22 protein-coding genes and 6 pseudogenes are annotated in these 23,517 nt (G+C 60.2%); 11 read left to right on the top strand and 17 right to left on the bottom strand.

Annotation, left to right across the window (positions count from 1 at the left end):
• Positions 1 to 2,002 precede the first annotated feature (2,002 nt).
• Both ACE10X_RS06290 and ACE10X_RS06285 read right to left on the bottom strand, forming a co-directional pair.
• The gene (locus tag ACE10X_RS06290) at positions 2,003 to 2,353 is read right to left on the bottom strand and encodes a hypothetical protein (protein WP_038386603.1); all 351 of its coding nucleotides are present in this window, start codon (positions 2,351 to 2,353) and stop codon (positions 2,003 to 2,005) included.
• 879 nt (positions 2,354 to 3,232) lie between these two features.
• Complete coding sequence (locus ACE10X_RS06285; RefSeq protein ID WP_162832431.1) at positions 3,233 to 3,382, bottom strand: hypothetical protein; 150 nt, start codon at positions 3,380 to 3,382, stop codon at positions 3,233 to 3,235.
• Here ACE10X_RS06285 and ACE10X_RS06280 point away from each other — a divergent pair.
• A pseudogene (locus ACE10X_RS06280) lies at positions 3,381 to 3,695 on the top strand (carbohydrate porin); the annotation flags it as partial. The gene ACE10X_RS06285 and the pseudogene ACE10X_RS06280 sit on opposite strands and share 2 nt — an antisense overlap.
• A 79-nt stretch (positions 3,696 to 3,774) precedes the next feature.
• Positions 3,775 to 4,160, top strand: a pseudogene (locus ACE10X_RS06275) (carbohydrate porin).
• A 1,258-nt stretch (positions 4,161 to 5,418) separates the two neighbouring features.
• Here the strand turns inward: ACE10X_RS06275 and ACE10X_RS06270 are convergent.
• The gene (locus ACE10X_RS06270) at positions 5,419 to 5,619 is read right to left on the bottom strand and encodes a hypothetical protein (protein ID WP_038386604.1); all 201 of its coding nucleotides are present in this window, start codon (positions 5,617 to 5,619) and stop codon (positions 5,419 to 5,421) included.
• A 1,266-nt stretch (positions 5,620 to 6,885) separates the two neighbouring features.
• Between ACE10X_RS06270 and ACE10X_RS06265 the strand changes: the two genes are divergently transcribed.
• Both ACE10X_RS06265 and ACE10X_RS06260 read left to right on the top strand, forming a co-directional pair.
• On the top strand, positions 6,886 to 7,413 hold the full coding sequence (locus ACE10X_RS06265) for a PRC-barrel domain-containing protein (RefSeq protein WP_038386605.1): 528 nt from the start codon (positions 6,886 to 6,888) through the stop codon (positions 7,411 to 7,413).
• A gap of 731 nt (positions 7,414 to 8,144) precedes the next feature.
• Positions 8,145 to 8,858, top strand: coding sequence for an NYN domain-containing protein (locus tag ACE10X_RS06260; protein WP_375764089.1), 714 nt, complete (start codon positions 8,145 to 8,147; stop codon positions 8,856 to 8,858).
• Here ACE10X_RS06260 and ACE10X_RS06255 read toward each other — a convergent pair.
• From ACE10X_RS06255 to ACE10X_RS06245, 3 genes are all read right to left on the bottom strand, one after another.
• The gene (locus ACE10X_RS06255) at positions 8,766 to 9,125 is read right to left on the bottom strand and encodes a diguanylate cyclase domain-containing protein (RefSeq protein ID WP_375764088.1); all 360 of its coding nucleotides are present in this window, start codon (positions 9,123 to 9,125) and stop codon (positions 8,766 to 8,768) included. The two genes, ACE10X_RS06260 and ACE10X_RS06255, sit on opposite strands and share 93 nt — an antisense overlap.
• Positions 9,126 to 9,138: 13 nt before the next feature.
• On the bottom strand, positions 9,139 to 9,402 hold the full coding sequence (locus ACE10X_RS06250) for a GGDEF domain-containing protein (protein ID WP_051003136.1): 264 nt from the start codon (positions 9,400 to 9,402) through the stop codon (positions 9,139 to 9,141).
• 916 nt (positions 9,403 to 10,318) lie between these two features.
• Positions 10,319 to 10,708: a response regulator gene (locus tag ACE10X_RS06245; protein ID WP_375764087.1), complete on the bottom strand. Its 390-nt coding sequence runs from the start codon at positions 10,706 to 10,708 to the stop codon at positions 10,319 to 10,321.
• A gap of 52 nt (positions 10,709 to 10,760) precedes the next feature.
• Here ACE10X_RS06245 and ACE10X_RS06240 point away from each other — a divergent pair.
• The 4 genes and pseudogenes from ACE10X_RS06240 to ACE10X_RS06225 form a co-directional block, all read left to right on the top strand.
• Positions 10,761 to 10,964, top strand: a pseudogene (locus ACE10X_RS06240) (hypothetical protein); the annotation flags it as partial.
• Between the two features lie 93 nt (positions 10,965 to 11,057).
• Positions 11,058 to 11,225 (top strand): hypothetical protein, encoded by a 168-nt coding sequence (locus ACE10X_RS06235; protein ID WP_244436053.1) that lies wholly within the window; start codon positions 11,058 to 11,060, stop codon positions 11,223 to 11,225.
• The gene (gene tnpB / locus ACE10X_RS06230) at positions 11,222 to 11,572 is read left to right on the top strand and encodes an IS66 family insertion sequence element accessory protein TnpB (protein WP_026191835.1); all 351 of its coding nucleotides are present in this window, start codon (positions 11,222 to 11,224) and stop codon (positions 11,570 to 11,572) included. The genes ACE10X_RS06235 and tnpB overlap by 4 nt, the downstream gene beginning before the upstream one ends.
• Before the next feature lie 99 nt (positions 11,573 to 11,671).
• A complete protein-coding gene (locus ACE10X_RS06225) occupies positions 11,672 to 13,255 on the top strand; it encodes an IS66 family transposase (RefSeq protein ID WP_018268856.1) in 1,584 nt (527 codons plus the stop codon).
• On the opposite strand, the gene ACE10X_RS06220 is transcribed toward ACE10X_RS06225, so the two are convergent.
• The 9 genes and pseudogenes from ACE10X_RS06220 to ACE10X_RS06180 all read right to left on the bottom strand — a co-directional run.
• Positions 13,256 to 13,693 (bottom strand): hypothetical protein, encoded by a 438-nt coding sequence (locus tag ACE10X_RS06220; RefSeq protein ID WP_018268855.1) that lies wholly within the window; start codon positions 13,691 to 13,693, stop codon positions 13,256 to 13,258.
• 138 nt (positions 13,694 to 13,831) lie between these two features.
• Positions 13,832 to 15,671 (bottom strand): annotated as a pseudogene (locus tag ACE10X_RS06215) (ATP-binding protein); the annotation flags it as partial.
• Positions 15,672 to 15,753: 82 nt separating this feature from the next.
• Entirely contained in the window at positions 15,754 to 15,927 is a 174-nt protein-coding gene (locus ACE10X_RS06210) for a hypothetical protein (RefSeq protein ID WP_157788053.1), read from the bottom strand.
• 57 nt (positions 15,928 to 15,984) lie between these two features.
• Positions 15,985 to 16,197: a hypothetical protein gene (locus ACE10X_RS06205; protein WP_375764570.1), complete on the bottom strand. Its 213-nt coding sequence runs from the start codon at positions 16,195 to 16,197 to the stop codon at positions 15,985 to 15,987.
• A 109-nt stretch (positions 16,198 to 16,306) separates the two neighbouring features.
• Positions 16,307 to 16,870, bottom strand: a complete 564-nt coding sequence (locus ACE10X_RS06200) for a hypothetical protein (protein ID WP_063709696.1) — start codon at positions 16,868 to 16,870, stop codon at positions 16,307 to 16,309.
• Positions 16,861 to 17,220 carry a copper chaperone PCu(A)C gene (locus ACE10X_RS06195; RefSeq protein WP_253592896.1) on the bottom strand — a complete coding sequence of 120 codons (360 nt, stop codon included), beginning with the start codon at positions 17,218 to 17,220 and terminating at the stop codon, positions 16,861 to 16,863. Before ACE10X_RS06195 ends, ACE10X_RS06200 begins: the two co-directional genes overlap by 10 nt.
• Positions 17,221 to 17,329: 109 nt before the next feature.
• Complete coding sequence (locus ACE10X_RS06190; protein ID WP_157788054.1) at positions 17,330 to 17,491, bottom strand: hypothetical protein; 162 nt, start codon at positions 17,489 to 17,491, stop codon at positions 17,330 to 17,332.
• Positions 17,492 to 17,537: 46 nt separating this feature from the next.
• On the bottom strand, positions 17,538 to 17,870 hold the full coding sequence (locus ACE10X_RS06185; RefSeq protein ID WP_244435901.1) for a helix-turn-helix domain-containing protein: 333 nt from the start codon (positions 17,868 to 17,870) through the stop codon (positions 17,538 to 17,540).
• A 25-nt stretch (positions 17,871 to 17,895) separates the two neighbouring features.
• Positions 17,896 to 18,748 (bottom strand): annotated as a pseudogene (locus ACE10X_RS06180) (ATP-binding cassette domain-containing protein); the annotation flags it as partial.
• Between ACE10X_RS06180 and ACE10X_RS06175 the strand changes: the two are divergent.
• Positions 18,746 to 18,982, top strand: a pseudogene (locus tag ACE10X_RS06175) (DUF1236 domain-containing protein); the annotation flags it as partial. The pseudogenes ACE10X_RS06180 and ACE10X_RS06175 overlap by 3 nt on opposite strands.
• Before the next feature lie 1,556 nt (positions 18,983 to 20,538).
• Here the strand turns inward: ACE10X_RS06175 and ACE10X_RS06170 are convergent.
• Together ACE10X_RS06170 and ACE10X_RS06165 are read right to left on the bottom strand one after the other, a co-directional pair.
• Positions 20,539 to 21,216, bottom strand: coding sequence for a Crp/Fnr family transcriptional regulator (locus tag ACE10X_RS06170; RefSeq protein WP_038386607.1), 678 nt, complete (start codon positions 21,214 to 21,216; stop codon positions 20,539 to 20,541).
• A gap of 533 nt (positions 21,217 to 21,749) precedes the next feature.
• On the bottom strand, positions 21,750 to 21,953 hold the full coding sequence (locus tag ACE10X_RS06165; protein WP_244435902.1) for a hypothetical protein: 204 nt from the start codon (positions 21,951 to 21,953) through the stop codon (positions 21,750 to 21,752).
• A 489-nt stretch (positions 21,954 to 22,442) separates the two neighbouring features.
• Here ACE10X_RS06165 and ACE10X_RS06160 point away from each other — a divergent pair, with 489 nt between their 5' ends.
• Positions 22,443 to 22,946 carry a hypothetical protein gene (locus ACE10X_RS06160; RefSeq protein WP_244435903.1) on the top strand — a complete coding sequence of 168 codons (504 nt, stop codon included), beginning with the start codon at positions 22,443 to 22,445 and terminating at the stop codon, positions 22,944 to 22,946.
• Positions 22,947 to 22,973: 27 nt separating this feature from the next.
• Entirely contained in the window at positions 22,974 to 23,345 is a 372-nt protein-coding gene (locus tag ACE10X_RS06155; RefSeq protein WP_085970732.1) for a signal transduction histidine kinase, read from the top strand.
• Positions 23,346 to 23,517 lie beyond the last annotated feature (172 nt).

Here is a 23,517-nt window from a genome sequence, read left to right as displayed (position 1 = left end):
TGCAGAGAGATCTCGGCCGGAAATGACATCCGCGGCCGGGCGGTGGGTTACCGTGCAGGACAGTGAAGGCCACGAGGTCGGCAAGTTTTCCGTCGACGCACTGGGCGATCAAAGGATGGAAAATGCCCGTCAATAAGGTGACGTTTCCTCCTAATCGATTCCTATTTTTTTGTACCTTCCCCTGCTTGACTGTTTTGAGCGGCTGCAGCGCTGGGCTCAAGTGCGATTCTATCGAAACTCGTAGTGCTTCGCCGTGGAATTTTTTCAGCGTAGCTGACTAACGGATTACGATGATCATCCGAGATAATTCGGAGTACAGCAAGCCGACCTTAGAAGACACAAGGCCGCTATCCTCCTTGGCGAAAATGTTGCATTCACCCTGAAGCGGCTAGACTCCCGCCATTGCGCGATATGAGAGGGCATCCCTAGACGAGTATGTTGCTCCGAATTGGAACGGATCGGAACACAAAGAGTCGGGTAAAACCTCCCGGTCCTTGCCCCAAAGCCTATCGGGAGTAGCGACCTTGCTCCAAACCTCCGCGCCGAGGGTCGTTTAGACTCCTCTGTGAAGGGCAGCGGAATTCTATGGAATCCACCTGAGCCGCGAAAACCCTATGCATCGGATGCGACCAAAGCTTGTGGTTTGGGCTCGGCCCAGAGTTCGGACGTGATTTTGCCTTGCAGAAAATCTTGTCCTCGGCATCCGCTGTCCGTCTGCTGCGCAACCTCACTTCGAGGACGGCCACGGGAACCGACCCTGCGGGCATTACACCGCAGGGCCGTGTGGGAGACTGTCCGGCTTCTCGCAAGATTCCGTCTCCATAAGCTAACCTCGCCGCTAACGTTTTCGTTCCTCCGCGCTAAGGAACGACCTTCATTGGATTTGCGCATGGAAACGACGAAATCGTTCGATCGCGCGTTACCCTCGCGAGGGCTTCTCTCGGTTCTCAGTCGCATTCCTGTCGTTGCTTGGTTCAGGCCGATCTTTGGGGATTGCCTGACTTTTACCGGATTGATTGCCGGGATTGAAGTGATACGTCCCTTCCGGTTTTTCACCGGGCTTTTTTCGTTCGGATTCTTGTTATTGTTGTTGTCTATAAAGCTCTCCATTGGACAACTCGGCAACAGCGGAGCACATGGTAGGTTCCTCACTAGTATCCTAATCATGATCGGCGGTCACTGTCGGCGCGAACATGAACGTCACCTGGCGTCCATTGAGTACGGGAGATAAGACGTTCGGCCAGTTTGTTATGGAGAGAACACCGGTCAGCGCATACAGCTCGTTCCGCGATGATTGGAACGAAAACTTGACTGCGCCGATTCTAGTACCGCGGCAACATTTCTCATTTTCCTGAGGCATCGTGCAGACCACCTGGACTACTGCGCATGGCATTTCCGCAAACACGCTCCTCCTCGTTACTGTCCGCCTGTCTGATCGCCTCCCGATACTGCCGAAGATCGCTTCGGCAGCTTGGAGCGGTAGAGCCGTTTCAGACGATCTTCTGCGTCGCTCAGCTCTTTCTGGATCGCAAGAAGCCGGTGGTCGGCAGATCGCTCTTCGCGGCTTGGCGTTCGATCAGCGACTTCAGAAGCTCCACAATGCGGTCGGGCGCCAATAGACGCGCTGCTTGAGATTCCTCAGCACGAGTCGTCCAAGGTTGCAGCCGGTATGTGGCGGCCCTCGCGGACCGTCTTGCTCTTCTGCTGGCAACCCGCACGAATAGTAGGAATAGGATCTACTCTGCCTGTTGGTCGTTCCCGTGCACGTTATTCCGGGGCCGCAAGAAGCGCAAACCGCAATGGAGCGAGGGTTCATCGATCACGCGCGGCGGTGTGGTCTTCGGATTGCTCCGGGCAAGTTTCGCCTGAACGCGATCGAAAACGTCTTACTCAATCAAGACGGGGACGGGAATTTGAATTACAGTCGACGGATCGTGCTTGCGGCCGTCACGAGAGCTACGCGCGCCGTAGGGCCATCGTCCCGACGCATAGCAAGTGTTGGTCAAAATCTTATGCACCGGGTCCGACGCCGAAGGTTGCGCAGCGCCGCGTCCGCCCTCTGTGGCTGTTCAGCCACTTCGAGCGGGCCAGTCTTCCCGTCGCCATCGAGGTAAAGATTGAAAATCAACCGAACCGTTTCAGCTTCGACGGCGTCCGCATCGAGCTTATTCTTAATCTTCCCGCGGCGGTCGATGAGGCGATGAGGCCGACGTCCAGGGCCGTAGAAGCGCACCACGTGGTCGCCGCTCTCGAATTCGACAATCCGTACCGGCTGGTCGACAAGCGCTTCGCTGACGAAGATGAACTTGACATTTGATCTGATCTCGCCGCTGCTGCGGACCCGGCGGGTCACCGCAACGACCCCGCGGTTGAGGCCGCCTCACGGCCGGGGTTGACGGAGGATCGGCGCCGCCGCAAGCGGCCGCTGCGCTCCCGGCCGCCGGCATTCAGGCCATCGAAATAAATCTGCCGGAGCAGCGATCGGAAAGGAACGACCCGCCGGCTGCGTCGTTATTTGTACGACTGGTATAATGGAGGAGAGATCCAACAGAAATATCAGATCAAGCCCCGTCAGATACTTCGGTAGCTGGCGGGGTTTTGATTAGGAGGCACCGAGGGCCGGGTTGGTCAACCTCCCGCCCGGCGCCAGAGTCCGCGAAGCGTAGCGCACGAGCGGATTGCAGCGGTAGAACCCGCCAGAGCACAGTGTACCAAAAAACCAAGAACTTGCCGACCCTTCGCCGCACGTCGCTCCCTACCGAGCGAGCGGCTTCCGGACGTCGAGCCGTCAGCCAGGTTTGGCCTGGACAGCGGACTGGACCCTGCGGGTACGCGACCCCCAATCCGGCGGCGGGCTCGAGCCGAAGAGCCTGATTATCCCTACGATCAGAGCGAGGCCCAGCATCGAGGAAACCATGAGCCCCAAGCTGGATTCCTCGCGCACGATTTCGCCTTTGATGCGGACGTTTCCGGGGCCACCACCCTCGCAATTGCGGAGCCAACTCCGATATCGCGACCAAAATATTCAACCTGCCCCTTGGCGGTCTTGCCATCGTTCGAATTGCGGCGATACCAACCGCGCCGTACGCAAAGCGCAACGACGGAACTCGCCTGACGGCGTCCAGAGCAGTTCGACCAGCGAATGAAGGGATTTCGGTGTCATCCGGGAAAGCTTGGCTGTGGCCCGCTCGTTCCGCTCGTCGGCAGCGCCTTTGACGCCGCTGCCGACGGGTCATGAAACACGTGGAAAACCGATACGCGTGATCTCGAGCCAGGCCTGAGCGAGCCGTATCCAGCGCTGCCGTTCGAAGCCATCGGCCTGCACGGCCTCCTTCATCGCCGCTCCCGCCTGTCGTCGAGGATCGCCGCCCTTGGCCGCCATGGGAGCCCGGCTGCTGGTCCTGACCGATCAGCTTTCCCTGCTTGGCGGCATCTTCGATGGCGACCAGGCCGGACCCGGTCCGGGCGATCCGCAGGAGCGCAACCGCTACGGCGTGAATTTCCGCGTCAACGATCCGCCTCTCCTGCTCGGACAGATGCAGTACGCCTGGAACAACAAGAAGGGCGATCCGAACCTGACCGGCCAGATCAAATTCGGAGGCTGGCAGCACTTCGGCTCCTTCGCGGACCAGCGGCTCGCGTCGAACGGCGTTTCACTCGCCGCTCCCGCCAGCAGCGGCGAGCCCCTGCTATTGTCAGGGGATATCGGCGGTTGGGCAGTCCTCGAGCAGCAGGTTTATCGCGTGCCTCACAGGCGACGATCGCGGAATCGGCGTGTTCGCCAGGGCCGCCGGCACCCGTGCCGACCGCAACCTGATCGATCTCTACGCCGATGCGGGCATCGAGTTCATCGGTCTGCGGGACGAGCGACCGAACGACAAGTTCGGGATCGCAGCGGGTTACGCCCACGTCTCGAACGGGCGCAGGCACTCGACGCGGATTATCGGACTTTAGTGGATCCGAACTGGCCCGTACGGAGCTTCGAGGGATTGCTGACTGCGGTGTATCAATATCAAATCAAGGACGGCTGGACGGTGCAGCCCAATTTCCAATACATCCTTCATCCCGGCGGCGGCGCCACGCTCCCGACGGGCCCGCTCGCCGGAAAGGCCCTCAGAAACGCGTCCGTGTTCGGTCTCAGGACCACGCTCAAGTTCTAGGACGATGCTCACAAGGCATCGTTTTCACGATCTTTTCGATTGACAATCCATCGCGGGAGCGCCGCTGAAGAACGGCCGTTCCGCCCGGGATTACGATGCCGAATACTCCGCTCCTATGAGCGCAGCCCAACCTTTGGGACTTTTGGGACTTGGCGGCGGAGCTACGCAGGCCGTGCTCGCGCGCGGGCCTGCAGAATCAATCCGGTCCGACCGGGCTCGTTCCCTTTGGCGGAAGCGGCAGTAATAATCGAATACTCCGGCTACGGATGGCGTATGATCAGGCGACGGGGATTTCAGGGATGGCTGCCTCGACCAACGAGCGTCCGATGTGTCCGGTTTGCAAGCACCGCATGGCGTTGGCGCGCATCTCTCCCGGCCCGCGCTGATTCGAGGAACGCACCTTCGAGTGCTCGACCTGCGAGCGCACCGAGTGGTCCGCTTCGCCGTGGATCCGATGCAGACGGACGCGGTCGGCTGGCTGGCCGGCGAATTGAAGCCGCCAAATTGAAATTCGTTGTGAGTGTGGGGTGGTCGACGAGGACTACGACGTCGTCCAGGCGGCCAACGGCGAGAAAGGCACCGGCATGGTGCGGGAGCTGGGTTGCGGACGTGCTTGTCATCGACAACAGGCTGCCCGGACGCGTCGACCGATGGCAGATCGCAGAGCGTTGCCGGGAGCCGCGGCGCTGAAACCAGGGTGGGGAGGTCATGCCCTATGCCGGCGTCAGCAAGATCGCTGCCCCGAAAGCGTATGCGCTTCGATCGGGCCTTTCGCCAAACGAGCATTCTTCGAGGAATTGTCTTCGAGAGATTGTCGCAGCCGGTTCAAAGCGCCCCACGTACGCCTGTGCGTCTACCGGATTTGAGCCGAGGCAGAGCGCGAAGTCGATAGGCAATCCCAACAAGGAAACCGCGCCGGTCGAACAGCCGCTTCCGAAACTCTGGCGCTGGCAACTCCTCGCGTGACGGGGAAAGTATCATCGCCAACGTAAGAGACTTCAACCCGCGCTGACTGGTCATATCTGTCGTAACCATGCTGGTGATCGCCAGTACGTTCAACATAGCGCCCGATCTCTCCGTGATGGACTAAGCGCTCTCCCTCGTGATCGTCTTAATTACGAGCACGCCCTGATTTTCACCGCAACCTCGGTGTCGCTGGAGGTGTTTGTGCGATACCGGCGAAGCTTCTCACCTTGGTGTTATTCTTATGCACGCGGTCCCCAGTTTATCAGCTCTGCGCTGCAAGGGCCTCCTACGTTCATTCCTGGGCTAGGAATTGATCCAAATCGATGAGCAGGTCTCTGGCCGCATCGCCGCTTATCGCGAGACGAAGCACGCCATCTTCTGTCGCAATCTCCAGAACCCCAGCCAGCGGGCTTATGGAGGACGTCTGCACGGTCGTTTCCAATACCTTCAATAGAACGTCCGCGCGAACATAACCCTCGATCGGTTTACTCATTGGAATTTCCTTATTCGGGCTGCGCCTATCGTAAACTATATGTGTGCCCTAAAGATCGATACCACGAGCATGCAACAAGTCTTCACGGTACCAATCGAAGGCAAGTGAAGCCAGTTTCGCTCGAGTTTGCCGCGCGGGCGGACCTATGGCAGCGCTGCTGCGGCAGGGTCGCCCTTGAAGGTTCGTTCACCAACACAAGGCCGCGACGTCATGCGGCAAGACATGAAGACGAGAACGACCGAACGTCAGGCAACGGGTAGCGCCAAAGTGGTCCGCAGCGAGCGTCTGCCAGACAGCGTCGAGTTTGAGGAGTGCCCGGAGAGGGTAAATCGGGAGCCTCCTTCGCTGCGGTAGTGCCCATCCATCGCGAGAACCGCAGGTACCTGGTTGGCCCAGCCGAGCGCACGGTGATCGAAGAAATAACGACTGAGACGAATCTATCCCCACCTGTGCCGATCTGCCTGGCTTAGGGGCAACTGTTGCTGGACGGACGCTCGCTCGCGATCATTCGCAATCTGAAGCGACGAAGGCCTCACTTTTGAAACCGGGCGACGGTTACGTGGCCACAAAGCGTTGTTTGAGCCGCAGGACAAGGGTTATGTGGTCGGAGGCCAGGCGGCGTACGTCGAACAAATGAACGGCAAATGGCTCGTCTCGCAGATCGTTCGTGTTGTCGAAGGAGCTACAGCGCGCTCCCTAAACCGGCGAGAGTTTGGCTCGGACTCACTCTTGATGCAGTTCGGCGGGCGTGGCGTTTTTTTGGAGCAGAATCAACGTTATGCAGCAAGCATTCCACCGCCCGTGCCGCGAGGCCGTTGGTGCACCTGCCGAACCGACCCGGGAGCCTTTCGAGCCGGCAATAAATGTTAACCGCGGACAATGCGACTTTGCGGCAACCAACTTTTCGATCACGGGAGATCGGTCAAGCAGCGTTTGCCAACGCGGCACCGGCTTGCGCCATGCGTAACCGCGCCGCTGAATAACCCGCGCTCTGATGATCACCGCACTCAGGTTTCCCAAGTAACGGCGAGCATGGCCGAATCCGCCGTACGTCGTCTTCGGTAGACGTTTCTGATTAGCCACAGTCGAACCTCTAAACCGAGAAAATCGGGATCCCTTGTTCGCTCTGGAATTGGCGAGTGACGAGCAGTGTTTGAACCGGGGCAGCCGGTTCTCGAATTGCCTTCCTGCGAAATCAATTACTGTTCCGTCGCTGGGAACCAAAGTCACACCGCGTTATTGTTCCCAAAACATTGGAGGAACACCATGATTTCCAAATGTCTTGCAATAGCCTTCTTGACTATCACGTCGATGCTCGGTGCCGCGGCGGCGCAAACAGCCACGAATCAAGCGGCTTCAGCAACCGCTACCATGCACAAGGAAGGTGAATGGCGCGCGTCGAAGCTCGCCGGTGTCGATGTGTACAACGAAGCAAACGAGAAAATCGGCGACATCCACGACGTGATCCTGGATAGGTCAGGTAAGGTGGCCAATGTCATTCTGGCTGTCGGCGGCGTTCTCGGTCTAGGCGAGCACTACGTGGCAGTCGCCTTCGATAAGCTGAAGTGGGTTGACCAGCCGGTGACCTCAACAACCGCGTCAACCACGTCCGCACCGGCGAATACGCCTGCAACTACTTCAGCGCCAGACAGCACCACGCGGACCACCACCGGTGCCGCAACGACCACCACGACCACCACCACAACCAGCGCCAGTACGCGTTGGTATCCCGATCACGCAATGTATAACGCCACCAAGGATGAATTGAAGGCCATGCCGGAGTTTAAATACTAACTCTCGACATACGCGTTTTCTGACCGGAAGCGACATTTCGACCCTCGCATGGGTCGGAGCGTGTTCCAGGAGAATTCTCGATTTGGGGTCAACACTCCTTCGGTGGTGTAACGCGGCCATCTGGCGCGTCCAGTCGGCGCCATTCTCTTTCGGCGCCGAGCAGGCGGAGATAGGTGACAAGGAACTGGCCGTCTTGCCACCCATCAGATGGATTTCGCCCCGCGCATCCGCCAAACCTTTTCGCCAGCGGGTATTTGGCTCAACTGGCTGATGACGACTCGCCGCGAGATGCTCCCGCCGAGATGGACGAGTCCGGGCGGTCGATAGGCCGAAGCCAGCAGCATCAGAAGCGCGCGATGGGCTTGGTACCTGGCGGCGGTACGGCTGCTTCCGATCCTGCATGACAGCGCGACCCTCGGTCGTGCACAAGTACCACCTACAGGCGGCTGCCCTTTCTCAGGCGGATCTCGAACAGCGGCAGTTGATCGGGCATCTATCGTCTGTTTCACCTAGCAGCGCAGGTTCAAGTGTTCATGAAAAAGGTTCTGAAAGCCCAAACAATTGGGGAATAGCTTCCCCTCGTCGGAGCTCGGATTCTTGAACGAGTGCAAAGAATGCGAGTTAGCGGCAATCGCCAATGGCCGCCCCACCTCAACTCAGATCGCTTCGGTAAACAGAGCCCGTGGGGGTGCGCATGCCCGTACCGGACCTCCTTTTTGAGCCGCGCCAGAATGTCGCCCGCATCACCCAGGATTGCGCTCTTCATCGATGGCCCCAACCTCTACGCCACCGCCAGGACGCTCGGGTTCGACATCGACTACAAGCGCCTCTTGAGCGAATTCCAAAGCCGCGGCGCGCTGCTCCGCGCCTTCTACTACACCGCCGTCATCGAGGATCAGGAATTCTCCTCGATCCGGCCGCTGGTCGATTGGCTCGACTACAACGGCTACACCGTCGTCACCAAGGCGACCAAGGAATACGTCGACGCATCCGGACGCCGCAAGGTCAAGGGCGACATGGACATCGAACTCGCGGTCGACGCGATGGAGCTCGCCAGCCGGATCGACGAGATGATCCTGTCTTCCGGCAACGGCGATTTCCGCTCGCTGGTCGAGGCGGTGCAGCGCCGCGGCGTCCGCGTCACGGTGGTCCCCAGCATCGCCAGCCAGCCGCCGATGATCGCGGACGAGCTCCGCCGCCAGGCGGATACCTTCACCGACCTGATGGATCTGCGGGTCAGGGTGGGCCGGGACTCGTCCGAGCGCCCGCCGCCGCGCGAGCGAAGTGAGACGCACTCGCCGCAATTCCTGCTACCGCCGCAGAACCGGGCGGCACGTCGACGAATTCAATCACTAGTTTGGTTCGACTGCCTCTATGCCGCGATGGACCCCGTCAGGACGTCGGCCTGGACGACGCGGTTGCGTCCGCGATGCTTGGCCGCGTAGAGGGCCTGATCGGCCATGCGCATGACCTTGGCCAGTTTCGCCATGGCATTCGGTCAAGCCGATGCTGATCGTCACGCAGGCGGAGATCTCTTCACCGAGGATTTTCTTGGCCGCGCAGGCCTGCCGAAGCTCTTCTGCGTACGGAGCGGACCTTTCCTTGGACACCCCGGTCATCAGAACGGCGAATTCCTCGCCGTCGTGCCTTGCCACCAACATCTGCCTTCGCTCCGCGAAGCTGCGCAACACCTCCGCGATCGCGACGATCACCTTGTCTCCGAACTCATGCCCGAACTGGTAGTTGATCGCCTTGAAGCAAATCGATGTCGCACATCAGCACGGTGGTGGGCAGGTTCGCTTCGCGGGCCCTGTTCAAGGCCGACATGGCGGCGTCGTCAAAGCCCCGTCGGTTGAGCAATCCCGTCAACTGATCGGTGCAGGAAATCCGCAGCAGCTCGGCGCGCGCCAGCGCCAATTCGCGCATCACCAACGCGGATCGATAGCTCAGGCCTCCGGAGAGAACTGCCGACTCAATGATGCCGATCATGATCCCCCGACTTGGTCACGAAGCCGGCACGCACGGTCGCCTCCGGATCCGTCCCGAACTGCATGAGCGTCAAAGCCCAGGTCAGAAACTACCGTCAAACCAACGGCCAGGGCGACGCGTCCCGCCGTATGGCGCAGCGCATCCCGATGCGTGATGATATCGTTGGCCATGGGCTCTGCCGTCGTAAAGCGACCAGCATCGGCCTCCTCGCCTTTCACGGCAGGTTAAGGCAGGGTTTGGTCCGGGAGACGCCGTTAACGCCGCCATAGAACCAAGCTCAAATTGCGATAGTTGGGAAAGCGGAAGTGGCCCGTGCTCCTCGCGCTCACCCGTCTTTCAGGGCAGACCTGACTTCCTTCACCGGCCAAGCCGCCGGGGTAGCTCACCAGCACCGCCGCCAAAGGCAGCCCAAGGGCTTGGTCGGCGGTCAAGCTTTCAGATCGAACTGACTGCGCAGCCGATCGGCAATGGCTTCGATCATGTCGCAATGATCCGCGTCCCGCTGCGGCCCGTCCCTGATGATCTCGACTTTCCAGCAATCTTCGTGCGGCACGACCGAATGCCCAGGTCGGTCGGCGAGTCGCTGATGTGTTCCATCTCCAGCCTGATGGCGGACTCCAGTTCTTCACGGATTTTCGACGGCTTCTTCAAGCTGGTACTTTCACGGCGCGGAACGGGACCACCGCCTTTGGCTATCCGCGCGAGCGCATATCTTTGAACAGCGGGCGTTGGGCCTTGGCTATCCGCTACAGGCGCCGTACTCAAACGGCGGGCGGTGGTCCAGCGAGTCAAACGCTTTGCCGTGAGAATGTTCCAACAACCGGTTACTTTCGGCGGGGCCTCGATGCGGGATTCCGCTGCCGCGCAGCGGCCTATGCCGGGCGCAATCACCGCCCCTCATGGACCAAACCGCGCTCTACTTTTCGACCTGGTCCAGCACGTCGCGGACCTTGGCGGCCAGTTCATTGAAGCTGAAAGGTTTGACGATCAACTGCACACCTTTGTCGAGGCGGCCGTGATGGATGATCGAGTTGCGGGCATATCCAGTTGTGAACAGGACCTTCAAGGAGGGGCGGATTGCTTTGGCCTGAGCGGCGACCTGCGCGCCGGTCATGCCGCCCGGAAGGACCACGTCGGTAAACATGAGATCTACTCGGGGTTGACCGTCGAGGAGCCGCAGAGCCGCCGGACCGTCATGGGCCTCCAGCACGCGATAGCCGAGCTCGCGGAGGCTGTCGACTGAGTAGGCTCTAACGTCGTCGTCGTCCTCGACCACGATAATGGTCTCTTCCTGCGTGAGCGTCATGCAGAGACCACGCACTGAGGGTTGATCTGGTCGGCTAGGAAGATCTCGCGGAATGGTTTGTCGCGAGGTCACAATGTCCAAGGATAGTCGTAAGGATAGCGATAAGGATAGGCATATACCTATCCTCGAACACGGCGCTGACACGCTGCAGCGTGTCGAGATCATCACCGGGACGGGCCGGCGTCGGCGCTGGTCGACCGATGCAAAGGCGACGATTGTCGCGGAGAGTTTTGCGCCGGGTGCAAGCGTGTCCGCGGTGGCTCGGCGACACGACATCAGTCCAAGCTTGTTGTTCCTGTGGCGTCGCCAGGCCACGCGGTCGCAGGTCGCGGAGCACGGGGACAGAGGCATGCCAGTTGGCTTTGTGCCGGTCGCGATCACCGGCCGTAGCGGCCCGAGTGAGGAGCAGGCGACGATCGAGATCGAGGTCGGCGCGGTTCGCATCCGTGTTAGGGGGACAGTCGACCGGCAGGCACTGTGCGAGGTGCTGGCGGCGGTCGGGACGGTTGGTCGATGATCGGGCTTCGAGCTGGGTTGTCGATCTGGATTGCGACGCAGCCGGTCGATTTCCGCCGCGGCATGGACTCGCTGGCGATGCTGGTGAGCGAGGCCTTTGGAGCCGATCCGTTCGACGGCGGACTTTATGTCTTCCGCTCCAAGCGCCGAGATCGCGTGAAGATCCTGACCTGGGATGGAAGCGGCCTTGTCCTTTACTACAAAAGAATCGAGGGGCAGTTCACCTGGCCGCCGATCAAGGAAGGCGTCATGTCGCTATCTCATGCTCAGCTCTCGGTGCTGCTCGATGGCTCGGACTGGAAGCGTGTGCCGATGCGACCTGTGGATCAGCCGGTACGAGCTGGTTGATCATTATCAAGAGGCGTTCGTCACTCATGCGGAGTTGTTGTAGAATTACTCTGCATGAGTGATTTGCCTTCCGATCCAGCATTGCTCCGACAAACCGTGATGGCGCTATCGTCACGGCTTGCGGCGTTGTCGGAGGAATGCAGCACACTGGCGACCGAGCGTGATGCAGCGATCGCTCACCGCGACGCTGCGATCCAGGAGAACGACAAGCTCCTGATGATCCTGTCCCAGTACAAGCGCATGATCTTCGGTCCGCGCTCCGAGACACTGGATATCGGACAGCTGTCTCTCTTCACCATCAGCGCACAGGCGGCTCGTGCCGCTGCCAACGACGATGTGGCCGGAGGCAGGCTGCCTGACGGAGCGGAGGGCCGTGGAAAGCGACCGGCGCGACGCAACCGCGGGAAGCTTCCGGAGCATTTGCCGCGCATCGATGTCGTGATCGATATCGAGAGCCACAGCTGCCCCTGCTGCGGCGAGCAGCTGCACAAGATCGGGGAGACCGTCAAGGAAGCCTTCGACGTCATTCCGATGCAGTACCGGATCAAGCGCATCGTGCGTCCGCGGTACGGCTGCCGGCGCTGCCGCCAGGGTGTGGTACAGGCACCCGCGTCGGCCCAGGCGATCGACGGTGGAATGGTGACGGAAGCCTTGCTGGCCCACGTCGCGGTGATGAAATACGGCTACCAGCTGCCGCTGTATCGCCAGGAACAGATGTTTGCCGCCCAAGGCATCACGCTCGACCGGCAAACACTGGCCTCGTGGATGGGCCGCGTCGCCTGGTGGCTGAAGCCGCTTCACGCGCTGTTGCACCACGCGGTGATGTCCTATCCGCGGCTGTTTGCCGACGAGACGCCGCTGCCAGTTCTCGATCCCGGCCGTGGCAGAACCAAAATCTGCCAGTTCTGGGCGATCGCCACCGATGACCGCCCATGGGGCGGCCCGGCGCCGCCGGCGGTGGTCTACGTGTTCGCCGAGGATCGCAAGGCGATCCGCGCCAAGCGGCTGTTCGGGGACTATCGCGGCATCCTGCAGGTTGATGGCTATGCCGCCTACAAGGGCTTGATCAAGAGCGGCAGCCGTCTGATGCAGCTGGCGTTCTGCTTCGCGCATGCGCGGCGGAAGTTCTGGGACGTTCACGTCGCGACGAAGTCGCCGATTGCCGCGGAAGCGCTGCAGCGGATCGCGATGTTCTACGCCGTTGAGGATCGCATTCGCGGTTTGCCGGCGACGCAGCGAGCTGCGGTGCGACAATCCGACACCAGACCGCTGATCGAGGACTTCAAGCCCTGGCTCGAAGCGCGACTGCTGGAAGTCTCGAAGAAATCCGGCCTTGGCAAGGCAATCCGCTACACCCTCAACCATTGGGAAGGCCTGACGCGATTCATCGATGATGGGCGCATCGAGATTGACAGCAATACGGTCGAGCGCAGCATCAAGCCGATCGGGTTGGGAAAGAAAAACTATCTGTTCGCCGGTAGTGAAGGCGGGGCCGAGACGTGGGCCATTCTCGCGTCGCTCATCAACACGGCAAAACTTCACGACATCGACCCGCGGCACTATCTTACTGACGTTCTCGAGCGCATCGTCTCCGGACGCACCAAGATCAATCAGCTGAACACGCTGTTGCCGTGGCATTGGAAAGCCGCGCGCGACGGTTCCGAGGCAAAGCTCGCCGCTTGATCAGTTCGACGGCAAGGCGTCGGGAACTTCCTGCGCATCGCTGGCGTCGTCGTAAATCTCTTCGCGGATCACGCGCAGCGTCACCTCGTGCAGATACACTTGTAGCGCACCCTCAAGCTCTGTGAACTCCGGCAGCAGGACTCGATCAACGAAGCCCCGTGACGCACGGACCATCACCGTGTTGCGTCGCTGCCGGCGATAACGAAACGGCCGCAGCCCATATCGGCGGCAAAGTGCCAGAAACAGGTGCCGAGACCACTGGTCGGGAAGTGAGAATTGCTGTTCGATCGGTGGATCGTGGCGAGCAAGTTCCTCGACCCGGGCCCGCACCCGCTGCAGTGCGGCTTCCGCTGCAAGGCGCTCGCCAGCAGTTCCGGCACCCACGAACAACGCCTCGATCTTCCGAAGCTTCTCGCGCAGCTGCGACTCGCTGGTCATTCTGATCCCCGTCGCCCACTCCGAACCGGGATCAACCCATCATCGTGCGCCGGCGGCGTCAATCATCCCGACCGCGCTATCCAGAGCATTCCGCGCAGGTCAAGCCCGGGAACCGGTGATCCTCTCGTGACGCTCACCTTCCTGCGCGGCTTCCGGATTGAGCGTCTCTTCAGGTGCGGAGTCGTTCGATGCCTCACCTGCCAAGCGAGGAAGGTAAATTTTGACGGTGGTGCCCTGGCCAACCTCCGAATAGATTTTCACGTGGCCACCCGACTGCTTGACGAAGCCATAAACCTGGCTCAGCCCGAGTCCCGTGCCTTTGCCGACGGGTTTCGTCGTGAAGAAGGGCTCAAAGGCTTGCGCCACGGTCTGCCGCTCCATGCCGATGCCGGTATCGCTGACCGATATGACGACGTATTGGCCCGCCACCACTTCGCTGTGGGCCGCGACATAGGCTTCGTCGATATGGGCGTTGCCGGTCTCGAGCGTCAGCTTTCCTCCGTTTGGCATGGCATCCCTAGCGTTGACGGCGAGATTGAGGATGGCGGCCTCGAGCTCGTTCGGGTCGGCTTCCGCGCGCCACAAACCGGCGCCGAGCACCGTCTCTACGGCGATGGTCTCGCCGAGGGTGCGATGGACCATTTCGGAAAGGCCGTTGACCAGAACGTTGACGTCTATCGGCTTGGGATCGAGCGGCTGCCGACGCGAGAACGCCAGCAGGCGCTGGGTAAGTGAGGCCGCCCGTTGTGCGCCATTGGTCGCATGCCGTACGGCGCGCTGCAGGCGAGCGGAATCGGAGGGAATATTCCGCTGCAGCGTGTCGAGATTCCCCATTATCACCTGGAGGAGGTTGTTGAAGTCGTGGGCGACCCCGCCGGTCAGCTGTCCCACGGCTTCCATCTTTTGGGATTGCCGCAGCGCCTGCTCGTTGCGCCTGAGTTGTTCGGTGCGCTCGAGGACCTGCTTTTCCAGGGTGGCGTTCAATTGGACTAGCGCCTCTTGGGCTCGCTTGCGTTCTGCGATCTCGCGCTGCGACGCCTGCGAAAGACGGACATTGTCGATTGCAACCGCTGCTTCGGCCGCAAGCCCCGAGAGGCCTCGTTCCGAGCGCTCCGAAAAGACACCGGGCTTGCCGTGGCCGAAGAATAGTCCTCCGATCACTTCGCCCGTCCGCGAAATCACGGGGGACGGCGAGATAGCTGCGCACGGGCAGATGGCCTTCGGGCATACCTTTACGCGGCGGGTTCTTGCCGTAGCGGGCATCCTTGGTGATGTCGTCGGAGCGCACGATGCCCTCGCCGTTGAACGTCGGCGCGAATACTTCGGTGTTTCGCGGCATCGGGAATTTCGAGAACGCCTCCAGCGGAGCTCCCGAAAGCGTGTAGAGCATGTAGCTCTCGCCGGCAGCGTTGGTGAGATTGTAGAAAAACGCGCCAAACTCGGCACCGCTCAGCTCGACGCCAGCGTCCGTGACAATTTGCACCAGGCGCTGGAGATCGGTCTCGAGGGCAAGCGAGGATCCGGCGCGATTGAGCACTTCGAGCGCATGCCTCTCCTCGCGGATCGTTTCCTCGGCCTCCCGCTGGACCGTGCGGTCGCGCAGAATCTTGACGAAACCGATGATCCTTCCGCCCTCGCGGATGGGGCTCAGTTCGCCGACCGCCCAGAGGCGGCTCCCGTCCTTGCGGACGCGCCAGCCTTCCTCGCCGCCGCCCCTGCCGTGCGCAAGCGCATCTTCCATTTCCCGGCTCAACCGCGCCTGCCCGTCGGCATCGGCGAAGATGCGGGCCAGGGAGTTGCCGAGCATCTCGGGTTCGCTCCAGCCCAGAATGCGGCATGCCCCGCTGTTCCAGCTGGTGACGATGCCGCCTTCGTCCGTGCTGATGATGGCCGTGTCAGTCGCGCCGTTGACGATCTGACGCCACTGGGCGGCGCTGATTTCACCGGGCGCGCTCGCAAGGTCGTCAACTGCACTCATCGATGCTCCTGACATCTGCGGACGCATCATCCCGGACGGCAAGAGACCGGCCGAACCGATGCTCCAGACGAACTCGGCCCAGTCAGGCCGGCGTCAGTTGCTCGACGATTATTTGACGGCCCCCGACGGCTGTAGGAATTACCCTTGGCCAACGCAGCGCGCCAGCCGCGAGTTCCCCTTCCAGCCAGCGCTGCTCGCGGCGAAATTGCGTGTGGACCGCAAAAAAACCGGGAACAAAACTGCGCAGGTAGGCCACGGAGGACATCAGCCTGGCCCGTTGGAGTGGCGGCGCCTGCGGCCGGCAATCCAATCTTCAAAAGGGGATACGGGCTACCTGTCCTGACTCCTGATAGCCAGGAGCATGGCGGCAACAATACGAACCTGGCTTCGACCACCGGACCGTCGCTATATCCTGGACCTGTATAGGCATCAGGGAAAAGGGTTGGCTGTCGGCCTTGTCGCGGACAAAATTTGCCAGCGACCGCGCCGCCTCCATTTGGGCGGCCTCGACATGCGGAAGCTTGATCCCTTCGTCATCGGGTACTACGCAAACGCCGCCCGGGGCATCCGGACGGCGCTAGTGGTGGCAAGCTGGGCTATGAGGAACGCCGAAAAGTAGAGCTTGGGCGACTGGCCTACCCCACCCGCGGGTGCTCCGCCATCGCTCGATCTCGCTGACGTCGGCGGACAGCCTTGCCGGCATGTCGGTGGCACAGCTGCCAGTTCGACGGATTACCCATCACTCGAATCGGAGCCGCAATGTCGATGCGATCCTCCTTCGTCATGTCGATTCCGAGAGACAGCGACCACTTGCCGTCTACCGCGGCCGTCATGCGGACGCGCCAGCTGTCCGCCGCGATCCGTTCGGCCGTGGCCTTTACCAGAGCGATGTGCTTGTCCGGATTGGACAAGCACACAGAGAGCGCATCGACCGCGAGCGGCTTCTCATCGCCGTCCTTCAGCTTCACGTCGATCTCGACAGGCCCGCTGCGGCCGGGCGTGACCGTGACGTCAGCCATCACCCGCGTTCCGCAGATGAGGGTGAAGAAGGGCTCGCCGTGCGGGACCGCCTTTGCCACCAAGACCGTCAGCGGTGCTGGATCGCCCGAAACGATCTGCAGCCGCGGCCCCTTCGCGCCAACGCTGACGACCTCGAGCGTGACCTCGACCCTGCCTGCGCGTTCGAAATTCAGCGACACCGGGATACGTTGTCCCTCCTCGAAGGCGCGGTCAATCCGATGAACATGATGTGATCGCCGCCTGGCGCGAGAGTGACCGTCCCATCCGAAGGGATCGCCAGCCCGTCCTCGAGGGGACGCATCGTCATGATGCCGTCCTGCATGGTCATGCTGTGAATTTCGACCTTGCCGGCGGCGGCGCTTTCCGCCGAAAGCAGGCGATCGGCGCGAGTACCGCGGTTCTCGACGGTGAGATAGCCGCCCGCGACCTTGGCACCCTTCGGCGTGGCACGCGTCCAGGCCTGGCTGACGGCGACGCGTTCATGCTCAGCAAGCGAGGGAGCGAAGCTTACGAATGCGAGCAGCGCCACGGCGACTAAGGTTTGCTGCTTGCGACCTTCAGCATGGCGTTTCTCCCGTCAGGCGAGCGTGGCGAGCAGCGATCCGGCTCGATAACGTGATTGATGCCCGTCTCGATCTTCACGCGGCCGTAGCACGCAGCGCGCCTTCGATACGGACAACGGCGAAGCCGTGCCCTTCTTTTGCCAGTTCGCCGTCGGCAACTAGCCACTTCGTCACGAAGCCTTCAGGCAGCATGGTGCTGCGCCAGCGGGTCTCATCCGCCTTGATATCGATATTCATCGTCCATCTCCGTTGGGCTCACGCCGAAGCCTTCCTGAAGAAGGTCTCACATACCGTCCGACAACTTCTTGTTGCAGCGCAAATTCGTCTCGATATCCGCCGCCTGAACCGGTCGTTGACGAAAAGCCGAAGCCAGACGCCGTAGCAGGAGGATCGTGACGTTGCCCTTGCCGCTCTCGATCCGCGCGATCCAGCGTTGAGAGACTCCCGAGGCGCCGGCGAGCTCGCGCCGCGACATGCCGCGAGCCGTGCGGAGTTCGCGAAGACGTTCGCCCAATGCAGCCAGAAAATCGTGATCGGAACACGACCACGACAACGCGCTCGAGTCGAACGAGCGCACGCTTCGATATAGCGCCCGCGTTTCATCTTCGATGTTCACCGCCTCCGACATCCGAAGCGTCGGCTCAGTTCGTTACGAACTGCAACCGCGCGAGGCGGGCGTAAAGACCGCCGGCCGAAGACAACTCCTCATGGGTGCCCTGTTCGACGATCCTGCCGCGATCCATCACCAGAATGAGGTCGCAGGACAGGACGGTAGCAAGACGGTGCGCGATGACGAGAGTGGTCCGTCCCTTCATGAGCCCCTGCAGCGCGGCCTGGACCGCGGCCTCGCTCTCGGAATCGAGCGCCGACGTGGCCTCCTCGAGGAGCAGAAGGGGGGCATCGCGCAGCATCGCGCGCGCGATGGCGATACGCTGGCGCTGCCCACCGGACAGCATGACGCCACGTTCGCCTAGTCGCGTATCAAGTCCTTCCGGCAGCATGGCGAGAAGCCCGGAAGCTGAGGCCAGGTTCGGCGGCGCGCTCTACCTCGGCATCCGTCGCGGAGGGGCGCCCGAAGCGGATGTTGTCTCGGGCGGAGGCGGCAAAGATGACCGGATCCTGCGGAACCAGGGCGATGCGCGAGCGGATTTCTTCGGGGTCGGCCTCGTGGACGGCAGCTCCGTCGAGCGAGACCAATCCCGAACTCGGATCGTAGACCGCAAGAGAACTTGCGGCTCCGGATGACCCGACGATGGCGACTTTCTCACCGGAGCGCACGGAGAAAGCGACGTCGTCGAGCACCCGGACGTCCGGCCTTCCCGGATAGGCGAAGCTGACGCCTTCGAATACCAGGCTTCCCTGACCGGCCAGCGGCAGGTTCAACGGCCGGCTCGGGGCTGCGATCTCGGGCTTGAGGCGAAGTATCTTGAACAGGCGCTCCGCTGCGCCCGAAGCCGCGGACACCTCGCCCCAGACCTCGCTGAGCTGGCAAAGCGCGCCCAGATAACCTCGGCGATCAAACAAGAGAAGATTGAGGAAGTTACAAACGTGAACTTCAATCTCTCAATCGGAACGGCTGTGCCGGCGGGTGTCCGCTATCACCCGATCCCGTCACGTATCGTGGAGATCCATCCGGAATGGCGCGGATACGATTTCATCCTTGTGCAAGGCAAGTACGTCATTCTTCGCCCGCACACCCACGAGATCGTCTACATCATCGAAGGTTAAGCGAATTCGCCGAACGAACAACGACAAGTAAACCAGAGGGTGGCTTAGAAGCCATTGGCTAACCGCCGCCGGGCACCCTAATTGTCTTCTTCGAGAGGCGTCCGATTTCTTGAAAGCGAGCAATATTGACCAGCGTGGATTGAACCCAAGGCGTATGTTGGTTAGATCACCGCCCCTTCATGGCAACAATCGGTGACTGAGAGTGTCGCGCTCCCGCCTGATCTTAAGGGTAGTATCATGTTGTCGACTCAATACAATCCAATTTTTTGTGTTGCGGAGCTCGGAATTCTGAACTGCTCGAGATGCGGCAACCCGATGAGGTTGACCTGCGTCGAGCCGGACAAACCCGGTTTTGATCTGCGCACCTTTGAATGCGCAAGGTGCAGCACCGGAACAACCTTGCACGTTGCCATTTAGGTGGACTTTTTCCTCCGTTTGATTGCGCCGCTTGCAGAGCAGAGCACCAGCGCGACTTTCATGATAGTGGTGCCGCAGCGGCACCAGCGATTGAGGTTGACTCATGAGTGGAGAGGACTGACCTTTGAGGTTTCCGCCAGCAGGGTCCCGCGGGAAAGCCATTGAACGAACTCGGTAGCAACGAGTTGTTCCTCATGCCTGAACGCAGATCACCATCCACGGGCCCAATGAGCGTGCAGCCTATCGAGCACAGCTCGACGACGCCAACCCTGCTGGCTATGGTGCCAACGGTCGGCGAGCGACACGGGACGCCACTGTCGAAAAAACAACAAGCAAGAGCGGAAGCGGTCCGCACTGCGAACGCAAGAAATGCGCGGCGCAATTCCCTGCGGACGCAGCGTCAAGCGCAGAAGCGCTAGTCCCAGCCGGCAGGTTGCATGTTCAGTTCCTGGAATCGATCGCCCGGTCCAAGTCACGAAGGTACGATAGTCCGTGCACTGTCAATCGATGCTGATCTGTTTCGCCCGCAATGTACAGTTTCATCAGATGCCTGGAAAGTTGTTCACGGGCTCCCTTTGTCTCAGAGCGGTCGGCGAGGACGCCGTATATGCTTAGCGCGCGATCAACGGGGAGAATGTTCATTGAATAATTCATGGGATCGTTTCAGCTGAGTAGGTAAGGTTCGCTGCGTCGTATCGTTCCAAAAATAGCTCGTCTCATGATGAGCGTGAAAGTGATTGCGCCCTTGGATGATCATGATAACCACGCGCCGCTCAATAGCACCATACATTTCCTCGGCAGCTTTCGCGGCATCACCTTGGGACGACACGGACTCCAGATTAGGACGCGCGGAGCCGGTACGGACATTCGCTCTGTGATGCACAAACGCCGCCAGGCGGAAATGATACCCGACGGCGTTGCAAGAGGCTGAACGCTGAATCCCCGGCACGAGAAATGGCCCTAGGATCTTAGAAAAGATTCAACCGACCAAAAGCGACTTCACCTTCTGCCGGAACCAATGTAGGCGGCGTAACTTAGTGACGGGCGACCGGATGCATATGCTATGCCCCCATGCATCCGATGAAATGACGGCCTCAGCGCGCACCCTCGCTCTGGGCCCGTTCCTTGGGACCGCCTTTCTAATCGCGCTCTCTTAGCAGGGGCTTCTCATGCAAAACCGCACTCAACAGCGAATTGTGGACCTCAATGTGCCCATTATAGCTGATGAGGCCCAGCCTGCGAAACTTGTTCATGAAATAGCTGACCCGGGATCGGGTGGTCCCGATCATCTCAGCCAATGTTTCCTGACTGATGCTCGCGCTGATCGGCTGCGGGCTGCCTTCCTTGCCGAAGTTCGCGAGCAGCAACAGCAGCCGAGCAAGCCGCCGCTCACTCGAATTGAATAGCTGGTCGATCAGGTCCTCCTCAATCCGACTGTTCCGGGTCAGGAGGTATGACATGAATAGTTGTGAAAATTTTGGTTCGTCACGAATAGCCGCCATCATCGCTTCTTTGGTGATCGACGTGATAATGCAATCTTCCATCGCTGTTGTTGTCGCGATGCGTAACGGATGACCATTCATGCATCCTTCGCCAAAAAATTGGCCGGGCTCTAGAATTGCAACGACCGCTTCCTTGCCCTGCTCAGAAACGACCGTTAGCTTGACTTTGCCTCTTTGAATGTAAAAAACCGAGTCCGCGACATCGCCTTGCTGGAAGACATGCTGGTTCTTCGGAAGTTCGAGAATCGTTTTCCCCGCGCCCACCTTGGCGAGGAACTTTTTGGGGTCAAACATGTCCTTGGTTGGCTTCGCCACGGGAGCCTCCTTTGACTCAACGAATTTGCTCGATCTCGGTTGGCTGCCAAGCGCCAAGCCTTTCGAACCGAGCGGCGAGCTGCTGCCTTAGCCAGCTGATCACTTGCGGGGCTTGCGCCCTTTCTCATACATTACCTCCTGATTATCGGCAGTTCTACGGAAAAGGTCCGCTTTCCTGAGCGCCTCAGTTCGCTGAGCGCCGGGCGACATCACCCGCGCTTCCTCAAGCGCATCAATTGCTCTCGCGTGCAGGCTGCGGTTTTCACTCACCAGATCAGTTGCGACCGTCACGATGTGAGTGTGATCGCACTTGGCGCACTCAAATGTGCGTGTCGAAGCCGGATGGCCCCAGCGCAACACGCTCCAAATGCATCCTTTGCGTCGCATTTTGGACAATGCGGTTGCTGGCTCGCGAGGAGTGAGTCTCGGGGCGAGGGATGAGTCTTCCACGTGTGCGCGTCCAACCAACCCAGGGATCGGCGTGGGAATTGCGATTCCGAGTTGAGGACGCGTCCTATGGTCTTGGATCGCCGTCAGCCGGGCACTATCGGTGCGCCGTTGGGCTTTTTCGGTATCAGCCATTTCCTCATGTCAGCGGCAAAGCCAAGTTGTTCGGCTTTTCTGATGGCTTCGGATCGCTTCGATCCGGCCGGCAACTTTCTTGCTTGCGCCAGAGCCTCAGATGCCCGGGCAGCCCAATCGTGACTATCGAGATCGTTGCGCGGCAGTTCTGTCATGTCATCGTCCTCACTGTGGCCCTCGCAGGTGGCTGTCTTCCCAACCGACAGCGTCGGACTTCATCGGGTCGGCGGTGAGCTGCGCCTCATAGATGAGGCCGCAACTGAGGCATCGCAGGGTCAAGTGCTCGAACCCATCACGGGCCATCGCGATAAGGCGGGGTACTATCGAAGTCTCGGTCACCGATGGGTGCCAACGGCCGGGCGGTGATTGCACCAATATGATGACTCGGCAACGCGGCCCGCTGGTCAATATTGCTCACTCTTGGGAATTCGACGGGATCATTGCAATCAGCTGTAGCGGCCAACCTCTTTAAGAGACGCGACTGTTGGACGCCAAACAATACCAACTTGCGCGATCTCCTCGTGCCATCTTATTTGTACCCTGGGCTCGTTATTCGAACCTTTGATCCCCATGTCTATGTATGTCTGATCATGCCATCGAGGTTGGTCGGGATGGGCCGAGACTTTCAACGAAAGGGGCCCGGCATGTTTAAATCTCAGCAATATCGTGCAAAAGCAGCCGAGTACGGCGAACTGATGAAGCGTTCGATCGGTCCGGCTGAGATCCGTAAATTTCAAGAACTGCAGGACCGACTTGCCTCGCTCGCGGAGAATGAGCAGGGACTAGCGGACGACTATGACAATGCAGTGCACGTTGCGGAACAGGACGGATCGAGCGGCGCAACCCTTGCGGCCGAAGAAGAGCACGTTTTGCGGTGTCTAGGCGCGGCCATCGTCATGCAATGGAACGCCCTGCCGACGACTCTGCGGCGGGAGATCTTCGACACCGCCGGGTCGGTCGGCAAGTTATTGGAGACGCCGGCGCTCCGAGGGCAAATCGCCCGATTTCTTCACAAGCACAAGGATGATGCCGGTCGCGGCAAACTGCCTTTAACAGAAGACACGGCAAGTGATGCGAGATCGGGCGCTCTGGCTCTGTCACGGTGGGACAACGAGGGAGGCGCAGTCCGCGACGGGCTGCCGATGTAAATAAACGCCGATAACAGGAGGACTCCCATGTCACTTACACAGTTTCGAGTGGATGACGGACCGCACACTCTGGACGGTCTCCGACTCTTTGCTCAGGATGGAAATGAACGGGTTGAGGCGTTCATAAGCCGGAAGGTGATGGACGTTTGGGCGGAGTCTATTGAGCATCGTGGAGGACGTCAAAGTCTGTTCCGCGATCAATACAATGCGCTTGGCAGACTGAACCTTGCCGCACTTCAGCGGATCGTGAGCACGAAATACCAGCGAGGCGCCGCATTCAACCGCCAGCATCCCTTCGTCGAGGTTCTATTCTCTGACATTACGGAAAGTGGCGAGGCTTTAAATCTAAGTGAACTGGTTCGAGAGGTGTTGCCGCCAGCATTTCATAGGCTGGCCTGAGATCTGCACCACGAGAATGCTGCGACGTTCTACTTGCCGCTCATAATCTTCGAAGTTGCGAAAACATAAATGTACCAGCGGCATTTCTGAGCCGACAAGTTTTGAAAGGCTCGGCCAGCGTCCCGCTGGAACCGTCTCAAGGTTGGGCCGTTCCAGACTTGCATCAGATGTC

The organism is Bradyrhizobium sp. Pha-3 (genome assembly GCF_042258325.1).
Taxonomy (GTDB): Bacteria; Pseudomonadota; Alphaproteobacteria; order Rhizobiales; family Xanthobacteraceae; genus Bradyrhizobium; species Bradyrhizobium elkanii.
The sequence above is the reverse complement of the archived record's forward strand: the minus strand, read 5'-3'. Positions and strand labels throughout refer to the sequence as shown.

Excerpts from the sequence above, each read along its gene's own strand:
- ACE10X_RS06190 (WP_157788054.1), bottom strand. The coding sequence starts at position 17,491 with ATGAATATCGATATCAAGGCGGATGAGACCCGCTGGCGCAGCACCATG.
- ACE10X_RS06260 (WP_375764089.1), top strand. The coding sequence starts at position 8,145 with ATGTCGCCCGCATCACCCAGGATTGCGCTCTTCATCGATGGCCCCAAC.
- ACE10X_RS06245 (WP_375764087.1), bottom strand. The coding sequence starts at position 10,708 with ATGACGCTCACGCAGGAAGAGACCATTATCGTGGTCGAGGACGACGAC.
- tnpB (WP_026191835.1), top strand. The coding sequence starts at position 11,222 with ATGATCGGGCTTCGAGCTGGGTTGTCGATCTGGATTGCGACGCAGCCG.
- ACE10X_RS06235 (WP_244436053.1), top strand. The coding sequence starts at position 11,058 with ATGCCAGTTGGCTTTGTGCCGGTCGCGATCACCGGCCGTAGCGGCCCG.
- ACE10X_RS06165 (WP_244435902.1), bottom strand. The coding sequence starts at position 21,953 with ATGACAGAACTGCCGCGCAACGATCTCGATAGTCACGATTGGGCTGCC.
- ACE10X_RS06250 (WP_051003136.1), bottom strand. The coding sequence starts at position 9,402 with ATGATCGGCATCATTGAGTCGGCAGTTCTCTCCGGAGGCCTGAGCTAT.
- ACE10X_RS06265 (WP_038386605.1), top strand. The coding sequence starts at position 6,886 with ATGATTTCCAAATGTCTTGCAATAGCCTTCTTGACTATCACGTCGATG.
- ACE10X_RS06155 (WP_085970732.1), top strand. The coding sequence starts at position 22,974 with ATGTCACTTACACAGTTTCGAGTGGATGACGGACCGCACACTCTGGAC.
- ACE10X_RS06220 (WP_018268855.1), bottom strand. The coding sequence starts at position 13,693 with ATGACCAGCGAGTCGCAGCTGCGCGAGAAGCTTCGGAAGATCGAGGCG.
- ACE10X_RS06160 (WP_244435903.1), top strand. The coding sequence starts at position 22,443 with ATGTTTAAATCTCAGCAATATCGTGCAAAAGCAGCCGAGTACGGCGAA.
- ACE10X_RS06285 (WP_162832431.1), bottom strand. The coding sequence starts at position 3,382 with ATGGCGGCCAAGGGCGGCGATCCTCGACGACAGGCGGGAGCGGCGATG.
- ACE10X_RS06270 (WP_038386604.1), bottom strand. The coding sequence starts at position 5,619 with ATGAGTAAACCGATCGAGGGTTATGTTCGCGCGGACGTTCTATTGAAG.
- ACE10X_RS06225 (WP_018268856.1), top strand. The coding sequence starts at position 11,672 with ATGGCGCTATCGTCACGGCTTGCGGCGTTGTCGGAGGAATGCAGCACA.